At 47.6% G+C, this 13505-nt stretch carries 13 protein-coding genes; 10 read left to right on the forward strand and 3 right to left on the reverse strand.

The features are described from left to right. Window positions 1–109: 109 nt before the first annotated feature. Window positions 110–1174 carry a sensor histidine kinase gene (locus tag FZP57_RS06095; RefSeq protein WP_191216064.1) on the reverse strand — a complete coding sequence of 355 codons (1065 nt, stop codon included), beginning with the start codon at window positions 1172–1174 and terminating at the stop codon, window positions 110–112. Next, window positions 1171–2559: a sensor histidine kinase gene (locus FZP57_RS06100; RefSeq protein WP_191216065.1), complete on the reverse strand. Its 1389-nt coding sequence runs from the start codon at window positions 2557–2559 to the stop codon at window positions 1171–1173. The genes FZP57_RS06095 and FZP57_RS06100 overlap by 4 nt, the downstream gene beginning before the upstream one ends. A 60-nt stretch (window positions 2560–2619) precedes the next feature. On the opposite strand from FZP57_RS06100, the gene FZP57_RS06105 reads away from it, so the two are divergent. The 10 genes from FZP57_RS06105 to FZP57_RS06145 all read left to right on the forward strand — a co-directional run bounded on the left by FZP57_RS06105 (window position 2620) and on the right by FZP57_RS06145 (window position 11245). Next, window positions 2620–3561 carry a DUF523 and DUF1722 domain-containing protein gene (locus FZP57_RS06105; protein ID WP_074359213.1) on the forward strand — a complete coding sequence of 314 codons (942 nt, stop codon included), beginning with the start codon at window positions 2620–2622 and terminating at the stop codon, window positions 3559–3561. A gap of 144 nt (window positions 3562–3705) precedes the next feature. Next, window positions 3706–4137 carry a deoxyribodipyrimidine photo-lyase gene (locus FZP57_RS09500; RefSeq protein ID WP_238337868.1) on the forward strand — a complete coding sequence of 144 codons (432 nt, stop codon included), beginning with the start codon at window positions 3706–3708 and terminating at the stop codon, window positions 4135–4137. Next, entirely contained in the window at window positions 4107–5039 is a 933-nt protein-coding gene (locus tag FZP57_RS06110; protein WP_238337869.1) for a hypothetical protein, read from the forward strand. Before FZP57_RS09500 ends, FZP57_RS06110 begins: the two co-directional genes overlap by 31 nt. A gap of 93 nt (window positions 5040–5132) precedes the next feature. Continuing rightward, window positions 5133–5795 (forward strand): biotin transporter BioY, encoded by a 663-nt coding sequence (locus FZP57_RS06115; RefSeq protein WP_191216066.1) that lies wholly within the window; start codon window positions 5133–5135, stop codon window positions 5793–5795. Further along, complete coding sequence (locus tag FZP57_RS06120) at window positions 5749–6180, forward strand: DUF1284 domain-containing protein (RefSeq protein ID WP_084531246.1); 432 nt, start codon at window positions 5749–5751, stop codon at window positions 6178–6180. The genes FZP57_RS06115 and FZP57_RS06120 overlap by 47 nt, the downstream gene beginning before the upstream one ends. Window positions 6181–6253: 73 nt before the next feature. Next, window positions 6254–7363: an aldo/keto reductase gene (locus tag FZP57_RS06125; protein ID WP_074359215.1), complete on the forward strand. Its 1110-nt coding sequence runs from the start codon at window positions 6254–6256 to the stop codon at window positions 7361–7363. Between the two features lie 10 nt (window positions 7364–7373). Further along, window positions 7374–7571: a hypothetical protein gene (locus FZP57_RS06130; RefSeq protein WP_074359216.1), complete on the forward strand. Its 198-nt coding sequence runs from the start codon at window positions 7374–7376 to the stop codon at window positions 7569–7571. 130 nt (window positions 7572–7701) lie between these two features. Next, the gene (locus tag FZP57_RS06135; RefSeq protein ID WP_238337870.1) at window positions 7702–8232 is read left to right on the forward strand and encodes a THUMP domain-containing protein; all 531 of its coding nucleotides are present in this window, start codon (window positions 7702–7704) and stop codon (window positions 8230–8232) included. Between the two features lie 155 nt (window positions 8233–8387). Further along, window positions 8388–9026, forward strand: a complete 639-nt coding sequence (locus FZP57_RS06140) for a chitobiase/beta-hexosaminidase C-terminal domain-containing protein (RefSeq protein ID WP_191216067.1) — start codon at window positions 8388–8390, stop codon at window positions 9024–9026. Between the two features lie 152 nt (window positions 9027–9178). Next, the gene (locus FZP57_RS06145) at window positions 9179–11245 is read left to right on the forward strand and encodes a right-handed parallel beta-helix repeat-containing protein (protein ID WP_191216068.1); all 2067 of its coding nucleotides are present in this window, start codon (window positions 9179–9181) and stop codon (window positions 11243–11245) included. Between the two features lie 64 nt (window positions 11246–11309). Here the strand turns inward: FZP57_RS06145 and FZP57_RS06150 are convergent, their stop codons facing one another. Continuing rightward, window positions 11310–12785 (reverse strand): ribonuclease J, encoded by a 1476-nt coding sequence (locus FZP57_RS06150; RefSeq protein WP_191216069.1) that lies wholly within the window; start codon window positions 12783–12785, stop codon window positions 11310–11312. Window positions 12786–13505 lie beyond the last annotated feature (720 nt).

Consider the following 13505-nt stretch of genomic DNA (forward strand, 5'->3'; position numbering starts at 1 on the left):
AGGACAGTTACAGTCTGAAATGGCATGTAACTGTCCTCTCCATATCCCTGAAACACCCCCCCTTAACTATCTATCCCCTCCACTACAGCAAAAAAACCCAGAAACATCCTCAGGTATCTATCCTCTCACTGTAGACCTGCTCACTGAACTCAAATATAAATATGGTCCCCCTTGGAGGTCTCCTGATTTCAAGGTGTCCGCCGAGCTGTTTTGAAAGATTATCAATCATCCTGAACCCGAAGGATCCTCCATCCGGGAATTTAACGTTTTCTGGCAAGCCCGGCCCGTTGTCGGCGAATATTAGTCTGTATCTTCCATCAAGTTTTTCAAGTTCAATGGAGATCTCACCTCCCCCATCAGTGAAGGCATGTTTGAGTGAATTTGATATTAACTCTGAAATCACAAGGCCCAGGGGGACTGCTGTGTCCATGTTAAGCTCCACATGATCCCCATGGATTCTTATTTTAACATCGGATGTCCTGCCGTGTGATTCCAGTAGCTGCATTGAGAGACTCCTCACATAATCAATAAAATCAATAATATAGCTGCCCCCTGAGGGGTAGGCCCGTTCATGGATCATGGAAATAGAACGTAACTGGTTGAGGTAATCAATGAAAAATTCCTCCATCACCGGGTCGCCGATGTACCTTATCTGAAGGGAGAGGAGACTTATGATTAGCTGGAGGTTGTTCTTAACCCTGTGATGGAGTTCCCTGAGGAGCTGCTCCTTCTCGGCTATGGATTTCTTAAGGTACTCGTTTATGGTCCTCTGCTGTATAAGTCTCACCCTGTTCTTCTTCGCCTCATGCTTGTAGAGGGCCATCTCAAGGTTGACGCGGATGTCCCTCTCATGGAATGGCTTGAGGATGTATGAATAGGGCTCTGTCTCCATGGCCCTCTTAACTATCTCATCACCGCTGTAGGCCGTGAGGTATATCACCGGGACATCATGCTTCTTCCTGATGATACCTGCAGCCTCTATGCCATCCATGGATCCCTCAAGCATTATATCCATTATCACAGAGTCGGGTTTTATCCTTTCAAGGTTATCAATCAGATCCTCTGCAGAATGGAATATGGCAGGGACCTCATAACCATAATCTTCAAGGATGGCCTTTATGTCCTGGGCAACCAGCTCCTCATCCTCTACAATAACCACCCTCTTCTTCATCATAACCCACCCTTCCTGAAGGTGACCACAAAATTACATCCATCACCATCTTCAAGGCTTATACTTCCATTTATCCTTTCAAGCATGAACCTAACGAGCCTTAAACCGAAGCCCTGAGATTCATCAATATCAAAGCCTTCAGGGAGTCCCTTCCCTGTATCTGAAACTTTAAGAATAGCTCCATCATCCATAATTTCAAGTTTAACCGTTACAGCACCCTCATAGGAAATCCCGTGCCTTATGGAGTTTGTTACAAGTTCATTAACGATGAGGCCTATGGATACCGCCACATCTATTTCAGCATCCATGTCCTCCAGCTGGAGGTTGAAGATGATGTTCTTACCGTTACACATCCCCCTGATTTCGTTAACCAGTTCCTCAAGGTATTCTCGCAGGTTAACCCTGGAGTTATCCCTTGAACCGTAGAGTTTTTCATGTACAAGGGCTATTGATTTAACACGGTTCTGGCACTCCCCGAATATCTCAAGGGACTTCTCATCATCTATGTATCGTGACTGCAGTCTCAGGAGGCTTGATATGAGCTGAAGGTTGTTCTTAACCCTGTGATGAACCTCAGAAAGAAGAAACTCCTTCTCCTGCAGGGATGCCTCAAGGGATTCCCTTATCCTTTTCTCCTCAGTTACATCCTGTTTTATTCCAATCAGGGTTTCCGGATTGCCGCCGGGTCCCCTGATAACCTTGGCCCTGAATAAAAGGATTTTCATGGAACCGTCATCCATCAGAGCCCTGTATTCACCTTCAAAGGATTCCATTGACATGACCCGCCTCCTGAAGTCCTCCCTGTCATCCGGGTGTATCCTGTCAATGAGTTCATGGATGCTGCCACTGAATTCATCGGGCTTTATCCCCAGTATCCTCATCCCCTCCTCGGAACATGAGAGTCTGTCGGCTTCCATGTCCCAGTGCCAGCTTCCAATTTTACCTATCCTCTGGGCCTCCCTGAGCTGCCAGTGACTCTTAATCAGGGATTTTCTCGCCCTTTCAAGTTCCTTCTGCTTTTCAACCTCTCTTAAAGCCCTTTTTATGGCTATGGGGACCTTTGAAAAGTTGCTTTTCAGGACATAATCCGTCGCTCCCCTTTTAAGGGCTTCAACCGCAAATTCTTCCCCTATCTTACCGCTGACAAAGATGAATGGAACGTTCGGACACCTTTCAAGTGCAATTTTCAGGGCTGAAAGGCCATCAAAGGATGGGAGCGAATGATCGGCGAGTATAACATGAGGTTTGAAGTTTTCAAGGGCTTCAAGGTAGTCCTTCTCATTATCAACCGTCATTGATGTGAATTCTATCCCTGAAAGCCTTATCTCCCTTTCCATGAGTTCGACGTCAAAGGGGACGTCTTCAAGTATGAGTATTCTGCATGTCATTTTATCAGCTGAAGATCTCCCTGGTGAAATTTATCTATCATATTAGCTAAATATACTTTCATGAGAAAGTTCAGAAGACCCCTCATCGTCCTGAGCCGGTGCATAGAACATGACCACTGCAGGTATGATGGGTCCATGATTTCAAGTCCCTTCGTAAGGCAGTTCTCTGCATACGCTGATTTTATAACGGTATGCCCTGAGGTGGAGGTGGGCCTTGGCATCCCGAGATCACCGATACATATAACTGAAGAGGATGGTGTCCTGAGGCTCGTCCAGCCGGAAACCGGTCGTGACATCACCGATGACATGAATTCATTCATAGACTCCTTCCTAGACTCCCTTGAAATTATAGATGGATTCATATTAAAGAATAAGTCGCCTTCATGCGGGATAAAAAACGTTAAGGTCTACCGTGATGATAACCCCAGATCAAGAACCGATGGGATGGGTTTCTTCGGCAGGAAAGTGAAGGAAAGGTTCCCGTACCTTGCAGTTGAAGATGAGGGGCGCCTGAGGAACCTGCAGATAAGGGAGGACTTCCTCATCAAGATATACCTCATGAGGGACTTCAGGGCCGTTGGCAAACTCAGGGACCTTATAGAATTCCACACAGAGAACAAGATGCTCCTCATGTCCTATGACCCCGCCATCCAGGCGAGACTTGGCCGGATAATAGCAGAGCAGGACCATGAAGACTTCGATACCGTGCTCTCAGAGTACCGGAAGATGCTCTGCATGGCAACCAGGAAATCCCTGAAGCCTGGTAGAAACATCAACACACTTCTTCATGCCTTTGGCCATTTTTCATCAGAACTGACCCATGAAGAGAAGAATTACTTCCTTGAATCCCTTGAGGGTTACAGGAAGGGTTTGCTTCCCCTCATAGTACCCATAAGTCTCCTTAAATCATGGATTATCAGGTTCGATGATGAATACCTTAAGGGTCAGACCTTCTTTGAACCCTACCCCCGGGAACTGGTCCCCGTAACCCTCATAGTATGAGGGCACTTCAGGCTATAATGGGACAGCCAGTGGCGGGTTAGCCAAAAACTGGAAAGCCTTCACTGACGAATTCACTTAAGGGTATAATGGTACAGCCAGTGGGGGCAGCACCCCATGAGAACAGAACACTATGAGGGTCCGGTGATGATAGAGAAGGAAAGGATACGGCACCTCAACAGCGAGGCCGTGAACAGGAAGGGTGAATACGTCCTCTACTGGATGCACGCATCACAGAGGACGCACTGGAACCCCGCCCTTGAATACGCCATTGAAACCGCCAATAATCTGGGAAAACCCCTCATAACCCTTTTCGGACTTACCCGGGATTTCCCTGATGCCTGTCCACGCCACTACAGATTCATGGCCGAGGGCCTCCTGGAGGTCAGGGCCTCCCTTGAATCAGTGGGGGTCCCCCTTGTTGTGGAGGAGGGCGACCCACCGGATGTGGTCATGGAATACTCTGATGAAGCGGCCGCGGTTATAACAGACATGGGGTACCTTGACATCGAGGATGGCTGGATCCATCCTTTAAGGGATGGCCTTGAATGCCCCCTTGTCCAGTTGAGGGTAACATAATTGTACCCGTTGAGGAGGCCTCAGTCAAGGAAGAATACTCAGCAGGGACGTTCAGGCCAAGGATAACCCGGAGGCTTCCTGAATTCATGGTCCCGATGAAGAAAGGAACACCGAAATTCCAGACAGACCTTGACCCTGGTCCTGACCCTGAAGGGGTGCTCAGGGGTTTCATTTCAGGGGGTGATGCAGGGCCATCATTCTTCAGGGGCGGCACCTCAAGGGCCCTGGAACTCTTTGATGAATTCCTTAAAACAAAACTGAGGTGCTTCAAAGAACACCGCAATGACCCCACTAAAAACTGCATCTCCAACATGAGCCCTTACCTTCACTTTGGACAGATATCCCCCCTTTACCTTGCACTTAAGGCTTCAAAGGCCGGGAAATGTCCTGAGTTCCTTGAACAGCTGATTGTGAGAAGGGAGCTGAGCATAAACTTCGTCCATTACAGTGATAACTACCATTCAATAGAGTGTCTTCCAAACTGGGCCCTCATGACCCTCAAGGAGCATGCAGGAGACCCCAGGGAGTACGAGTACAGCCTCAGGGAACTTGAGGATGCCAGGACACACGACCCCTACTGGAACGCAGCCCAGAAGGAGATGGTTATAACCGGGAAGATGCATGGATACATGAGGATGTACTGGGGTAAAAAGATCCTTGAATGGACAGATCACCCTGAAAAGGCCTATGATATTGCACTGTACCTTAACAATAAATATGAGCTTGATGGCCGTGACCCCAATGGCTTTGCAGGTGTTGCCTGGTGCTTTGGAAAACATGACAGGGCCTGGGGTGAGAGGGAGATATTCGGTAAGGTAAGGTATATGAATGACCGTGGACTTGAGAGAAAATTCAGGATAATGGAGTATGTGAAGCGGGTTGAAGGCCTGGATGGGTCCTGATGATCCATCAAAAAAGTTTTTATCCTATCCCGATCAACTATTTTAGGGATATTCATTAAGCTTTTATCCATAAATTCATGGAGGTTTTCATCAATGAACATTAACCTGGAAGGATACTACAGGATACGTTACAGTCTATTCAGATGGAGAAATGAACAGACATTCATCAACAGGACCATAATGGCATTCTTCATGGCATGCGTTACCGGTGTGATGGCCCAGATCGTCATACCCCTCCCATGGACACCGGTCCCGATAACCGCCCAGACATTTGCTGTTCTCATGTCAGGTGTTCTCCTTGGAAGGTACTGGGGTGGCCTGAGCCAGTTAATATACATTGCAGTGGGCGCCGCAGGCATACCCTGGTTTGCGGAGATGAGCGGAGGCATCGACGTCATAATGGGTGCCACGGGAGGATATCTTATCGGCTTCGTACTGGCAGCCCTTTTCCTGGGCCACCTTGTTGACAGGTACATACGTGCAAGGAAGTTCATGCCCATGCTTGGACTGATGCTCTTTGCAAACTTTGCCCTCATATACATACCAGGACTCATGGTCCTTGGCCTCTGGATGTACACCACCACAGGGTCATTCCCAGGGGTCTGGGAACTCCTGGTGATGGGTCTTCTGCCCTTCATAGCAGGCGACCTTGTCAAGATAACCGGTGCAGCGGCACTTACAAGGGCCATAACACCCAAAGAGCCCTACGGTGAAGAGGTTGACATTGAAAAGGCGGCTGAATGGAGATTGCCCTGATATTACCATCAGGGCCCATCACCTCCTCTGTATTCAGGGCTTTCAGGGTTACGGTTACAGTGAGGAATTTACTGAAAACATGGAGCTGGTTATCAGAAAACTCAGATCCCGGCCCTCAGTATCCGTAATGATCGTTGATTCTGCCGATGAAATCTGCACTGCCTGCCCCTTCATGGATGGGGAAGCATGCATGATGGGGGATGAGTCCGTTAAGGGGATGGACAGTAAACTCATGGAGATCCTTGGAATCAGGAGCGGAGATATCAGGGACTACAGTGAGCTTGAATCAGAGCTTAAAAACATGGAAGCCTCCCTTATACGGGAGGTCTGCGGTGACTGCTCCTGGATTGATGTCTGCCTCCTGCACAGTGACAGGGAAAATTGATTCTGAAGGCCTTAACTCAACCAAGAAGCGTGAAAGGACTGTTAAAGCTGTCAATTCTGAATAAGTGGTATTCATGAAGTACAGGACACTTGGTTCAACAGGCATCTCTGCATCCATACTCGGGATAGGGGTTATGCGGTTCCCTGAAGTCCATGGAAGACTGGACCTGAAGGCCGGTGAAAGGATACTGGGCCGCGCCCTTGAAGGGGGTGTGAATTATATAGACACGGCCTACCCCTACCATGGGGGTGAAAGTGAAAGGTTCATAGGCGAATTCCTCAGCAAACACCCTGAACACCTTGAGAGGGTTACGGTTGCAACCAAGCTACCGGTATGGCTGGTCCGAAAGAAGGATGACATGTACTGCTATTTCAAGGAGCAGAGCAGAAGATTAAAGGGTAAAATTGACATATACTTACTCCATAATCTTAGGGAAGATTCCTGGAGGCACCTTAAGGGGCTGGGGGTCCTTGATTTCCTTGATGAGGTCAGGGGTCAGGGTATATATACAGGTTTTTCATTCCACGACGATGTCGGTGTATTCTTTGACATAATGGACTCCTATGACTGGGATATCGTGCAGGTACAGCACAACATAGTTGATGATGAACAGGCAAATCCAGAGAGCATAGCATATGCCAGGTCCCGGGGTGCCGGTACTGTTATAATGGAACCCCTCAGGGGAGGTTCGCTTGTAAGGAACATTCCAGTGGAGGTCCAGGAGATATATGACCTTGCAGAGGATCCCATGAAACCTGTGGAATGGTGTCTCAGGTACCTGTGGGATATGGATGATGTGGATGTTGTCCTTAGCGGTATGAGCAGTGTGGCTGAGGTTGAGGAGAACACGGCCCTGGCCTCTGCAGATTACCACCTTACAGATGATGACAGGGAGATTCTCAGGGAGGTTAAAAGGGCCTACCGTATGAGGAAGAGTGTCCCGTGCTCCGGCTGCGGGTACTGCATGCCCTGCCCCGAGGGTGTTGACATACCAGGGAATCTAAGGCTCCTGAATGACATCTACAGGTTCAGGAGCAGGAGGGGTGCTGAAACCAGGTACCGTAAGATAATGAAGGATGAGGAACGTGCCTCCAACTGTTCAGGTTGTGGTTCATGCATGCCCTGCCCCCAGATGATAGACATACCCTCTGAACTGAGAAGGGTGCATGAAAAGCTGGGTTAAAGGTGATGAATTGCTTGATAGAATCCAGTACTCCCTTAAAATATCACTGATAATGGCTGTTCTCGGGTCGCTGACCCTCTTTATCTGGGGCATGATAGGTAAAATGGCCCTTGACTGGGAGGTCCTTGGCTCCGCCCTTGAGGGTTTTATAGGATTTGGGATATTCGGTTTTATACTCGGATTCTTGATATATGACCTTGAACCATGAGGAATAAAGCCCATCCTTTACATCAATCCGCACCCTGGAGATCTGATAAAACCCTGTAAAGGGCCATACCCCCATGAGAAATAGATAATGACTTATGTGCATAGATATAATATATAATGGGGGTGATCTTTTGAAGGTTCCGGATGATTTCAATCTCCTTGTGACCCTCAGTGGCCAGAAGGGTGCCTCAGCAGGTGAGGAGATTGTTGGTCTTGAGGAAATAGAAATGGCACTTTCACAGTATGAGGGGGAGCTCAGGGTTAAGGATTCTGATTTTCCAAACGTTTTAAAGTTTGACCTTGACATGAATCCCCTTGAGGCAGTTAACATAATCAGGAACTCACCCACAACCGTGGTTTCCAAGGTTGTGCCTGTTGAGGCTGTGGTAAGGACCCGGCTGGATAGTATAGTGGAGAAGATCCTGGCACTTGCATCGGAGAAGGTTAAACCAGGCGAGACATTCCAGGTCATCTGCGACCTCCGCGGCCGCAGGTATATAAAGTCCCCAGAGGAGGTTACTGAAAGGGTTTCCGAGGCCCTGGCGGATAGGCTGGCCCTCAAGGAATCAGATTCGCCGGACTGGATAATTCAGGTTGAGGTTGTTGGTGATGAGACCGGTGTGAGTGTTTTAAGGCCGGGGGATGTCCTCAAGAAACCATAATACTTAAATAATTTTTTAATAAAACTAAAGTTAATTTTAATTTGATATTTTTTATATATCATATATTACTAAAATACTGGAATATGATGTAATAAAATAAAAAAAGGAGGTATGATATTATCAAGAGAAATATGGCAACTTTTCTGCTGTTATCCGTGGCCGTGTTCCTCCTCGGAGCCAACCATGCCGCGGCAGCAGATGATATCCTAACAGGTGAACTGCCAGGAGGGGGTACATCCGGAGAAGGTGATGTCTTCAGGGTGACAGCAGCCAGCCCTGACGGTGTATACTACACCATCGATGGATCCATACCATCACGGAACAGTACAAAGTACAGTGCCCCGATCCTACTCAACAGGACAGTGAACATAAAGTACATGATCGTCAAGAATGGAACCGTGAAGTACGGTATACTACAGCACACCCTTACAGGCAACATAACAAACAGGACATACCCTCTGCTCATATTCAATGAAACACCAGTGATCCAGCTTGCCAATGGCACCTACTACCAGCTGGGTAACGGTAACATAACCCTCTACAACGGTACGGTCGCGCTGACAGGCAACACCATCATGAAATACCTTAGGACCAACAGTACCAACTCAACCATGGGTATAATCAAGAACACACCGGCAAAGCTCGTGAACAAGGTGAAGGTCAACAAGGTCAGGGTCAAAAAATGGTACAAGAAGTGGTACAGGTACAGGGGTAAATGGAGATACAAGTGGAGATACTACTGGACCTACAAACAGATAAAACAGCAATACCAGGAACTCCAGCCAGCCGCCTGAAACCTTTAACTTTCCATTTTTTTCTATCTCACTGAGTTAATTTTCTAAAAACTTATATCTCAGTGATAAACAATAACCTATTGTTATGAAAATCAAGAGGAGGTCTGATTATTAAAGACTCAATGAAATGGGGCTTCATTCTCTTTTTTGGGATGACACTGCTCAGCGGATCCAGTTACGGTGCAGACTACATCGTTGATAACACAACCTACCTTCAGGTATTCACACCCGGCGGGGTGCAGGGAACCTTCACCCTAAACGGGACCGAACACACCCTTGAGGACGGTGATACCTTCACCTTCTTGGAGGGCATCTATGATACGGTGAACATGGTGATCAACAGGACCATCTCCCTGGTTGCATCAGGCACGGTCCAGCTGAATGGTGTTATTGACGCCATTGCACCTTCCAGCATAACAGGTTTCAGTGTCAACGGGACAGTGAACCTCCGCGGAAACGGATGTAACCTCAGCAGCACAAACATCACAGGCACCCTGAATATCACAGGCAATTCCTCGCGGGTCAATGATTCAAGGATACTCAACCCTGCTTCAGCCGTGATGGTATCAGGGGACAATGTAACGATTACCAGCAGCTACATAAACGGTTCCGCATCCCATGGAATTGTTGTGAATGGCAGGAATGCCCGGATCCAGGGTAACAATATAACAAACAGCAATGGAAGCGGAATCCTCATCCATGGGGAGGGATGTCTTGCAGAGGGGAACACCATATACCTCTCAGGGGGTGATGGGGTAACCTCAGATGCATCTGGAGCCTCAATAATCAGAAACAGCATATCATTTAACTCAGGAGACGGTATAAGATCCTCCGGCAATAACTCGGTGATAACAAACAACACTGTTCTCAGGAACAACGGAACCGGCATATACTCCTCAGGAAAAAATGCAACCATAAACTCGAACACCGTCAAGTACTCAGGCGGTGACGGGATATACGTTGCAGGGAATGGCTCCACGGTACAGGGCTGCTATGTCCAGAACAACACGAAGAACGGCATAAAAATAACAGGATCTGGCTGCACCGTCAGCAGTTCCTACACCTATTACAACGGTGAAAACGGGATATACTCCACAGGGGATAACACATCATTCAGATACGTTGATTCCAGTTTCAACGCCAGGAACGGCATATACTCCTCAGGAAAAAATGCAAGCTTCTTCTATATAACCAGCGCATCCTACAATGGTGAGAACGGCATACTCTCAACCGGACCATCTGCAAGTATGCAGATCATCCTTGATGTGACCTCAAATTCACAGAACGGTGTCTCATCCCGGGGTGATAATGCATATATATGGTTCGTTGAGGTTAAAAAGAACGGAATGAACGGTATCCATTCTTCAGGAAAGAATCTATACCTATCATACGTTAAAAACGCCACCAACAACACCCTCAGTGGTATAAACTCGACAGGAATAAATGCAAGGATACTGGACGTCACTGTGAACCTCAACCGTGGGAACGGCATATACTCCTCAGGGTACAACACGACCATAGCCTACTTTGAAGCAATCAACAACCTGGGGAATGGTTTATGGATTTCAGGAGGCAGGAGTTACATTTTCGAGGGGAATACGACATCCAACCGCCAGAACGGAGTCAAAGTGAATGGTCCCGATGCCATTCTAAGGTCCTTGAATGCGACAGACAACACCGCCAGCGGGATAGCCATCTACGGTAAGAATGCCATCATATACAACTGCACATCCATGAGGAACACCGATGGAGTGTACGGAACAGCCAGCTTCAGGATGATCCTGAGCAGAACATCGGCCAACAGGAACTGCGGTGTGAATGCAAGGGGAACTGCAACGATAGAGCAGTGCACGGTGTATGGTAACCGTTATGGAATCTATGCTGGTGGCGCGAATTCAGTCATATACTCATCCAGCGTCAGCAGTAACAGGGGCTACGGTGTCTATGCAGCCGGTTCATCAGCAACCATCTACAGGAACACGGTACAGTCAAACGGTGGAGACGGTATAACTGCAAGGGGAAGCTATGCAAAGATATACTACAATACAGCAAACAGGAACAGGGGCTCAGGCATAAGCTCATCATCCTACAGGGCAGTTATAGCCTATAACAGGGCATCATATAACTCCTACTACGGGATATACTCTTCAGGTAAAAAAACGACGCTTGCAAAGAACAGTGCAACCGGTAACAGAAAGAGAAATATAAGAAGGGGCTAAGCCCCCTAATTTTTCATATAAGAAAACTGTCAAGTCCTGAGACTAATTTTCCCGATCACCCTTTTCATTGTGCAGGGTCAAGGACCCGTATACCCTCATCCTCAAAGATCAAAAATTCTTCCCGGTTCCTTGTGTGTATCGGGTATATTGACTCTGGCTCAATATCCCGTATCATCCCCATCAGGTCTGAGCGCCCTGCATGGCCAGATGAGTGGAACCTTCTGTACTGGTATATGCCGAAGTGCCTGAGCCAGTTACTCTCACGCTCTGCATCAATCTCCATTTCCTCATTGGAGGGTTCCGTCTTGGATTTGATGTAGGCTGCCCCCTCCGGTTTTATGTCTATGAACTCCTTGAATTCAAAGTAATCGCACTGGAAGAGGTACTCCTCAGGTTCCTCCCGGAGGTCCCTGCAGGTTATGATGTTGTCAAGTTCAAGGAACGCCCGCTCCCATCCCCTGTAGTCCTGTTCCATGTATTCCTCTGGAAGGTCAGCTGCAGGTATCCATTCCCCATCAAAGCATACGAAGGCGTCCTCAGCTATCAGTCCCCAGTTCCGCCGTGGTATGTAGACCGCCAGGTCCCTGAGCCGGGGGTAACCCAGGCCCTCGAAGAGTTTAATGATGTAGGCCTGTTTAAGGCTGACTGCGAGGGTCCTATCCGAGTTCTCGGCGGCTCTGTAGAATGTCAGGAAACGGTCCAGGTCCCTTATGGGATAATTGATGATCACAAGCCCCCTGTGATTAACAGCTATGTCTGAGGTCCTCCTCTCAATGTCCTCCTCAAAGGTGCTGTTATCCTGATCTATCCGCGTCCCCTCTGTTATCATAATGGTGGGGGAGAACTTCCTTGCCTTCTTAACGAATTTACGGGATTCCTGATCTCTCCGGCCCCTGAACCTGATATCCCCTGTGTATACGATGGCCTCCTCGGATTCTATCAGATAGGCGCATGACCCCGGCACTGAATGATCAACCGGTGCCTGTGTGATTTCAAATTCGCCCAGATCCTCAGCTTTATAGGGTTCAAGCAATTTTATGGGTCTTTCTATTTTGATGTTCTTGTCTCTCATGTGTGAGGTGTTTCCAGTTTTTCTTTTCTTTTCTTTGAAGTGGAATTTGGGTTTGTAGTGAAGGAGATCTGAACTCAATGCGGATGTATCCTCTATGGCCTTCAGGATGAGGAAACTCTCCTCTGTCATGTAGAAGGGTATATCGTGGCGGATGTATTTGAGACATCCTGCATGGTCCAGGTGGGGGTGACTCAGAAGTATGCCTGATACTGCAGGCTCATCCTCGAATCTCATTCCGAGGTACCTTACCTGGTCCTCACGGTAAAGTCCGGGTATCCATGGGAGGGCCTCGAGTTCAATGAGATCTGCGATCCCGCTGAAGCTCCTGGGCTGCAGGAATTCATCAAAGTACAGGTTTTCAATATTGAATCTTTTGCCAAAGTCAAGGAATATACCATCGCCATTGCAGGATACCTCTATCCTGTTACCGCCTATCTCATCAACTCCACCATAGAACCTGAAGTCCATATAAACCACCAGGGGTCAGTATGTGAGGAGTGCCAGGAGAATCAATAAGCCCACCATGCAGAGCATGCACCCAGCGACTCCACCACAGCAATCATCATCCATTCAATCACCTTTATGAGTACCCTACCCCATACCATCAGAGAGACAGCAGAGGCGAGTCCAGATTAAACCATGATGGCTCAATAATATTAATTAATATTAAGCATATTTTATAAATATTTTGCTCATCAGCTTTACATTTAAATGGTTTTATAGATCATGGCTGTGAAGGCGCCACTGACTGAACTTCGATTTTTTTATGCTCGAATATTCTGTAAAGCCTTCCGTCTATAAAAGGTCTCATCAGAAGGCCCCTGCTTGACCTGCGGGCGACTTCATGGGCTGGCTGTTAACAGCCTCGATGATCCCACCGGAGCTGAAACTCTTAGCATCTGGAGTGTGAGCTGGACCTATTTTAGCGGAGCAACTGGACCTTCTGGGATCAGAATGAACGCTGCCAGGGTCCCATATAGCTGCAGGTCAGTTTTTCTGCATTGGCCCCTTTTTAAGGAAGAGAGCATCAATCACTGCACATCATCCTGTGAATTAATTTTTTATATTCGTAATAGTGACGTTACGAATCCACATGGTCAGAATAAACACTTGAGTAGTACTATTTGAAGAAATTTTATTTAAAATTTTTGATTGGACTTTTGATATTTAGTGAATACCACTCCACAT

Origin of the sequence: Methanothermobacter sp. THM-1 (assembly GCF_009914355.1) — an archaeon.
In the GTDB taxonomy this organism is placed as follows: domain Archaea; phylum Methanobacteriota; class Methanobacteria; order Methanobacteriales; family Methanothermobacteraceae; genus Methanothermobacter; species Methanothermobacter wolfei.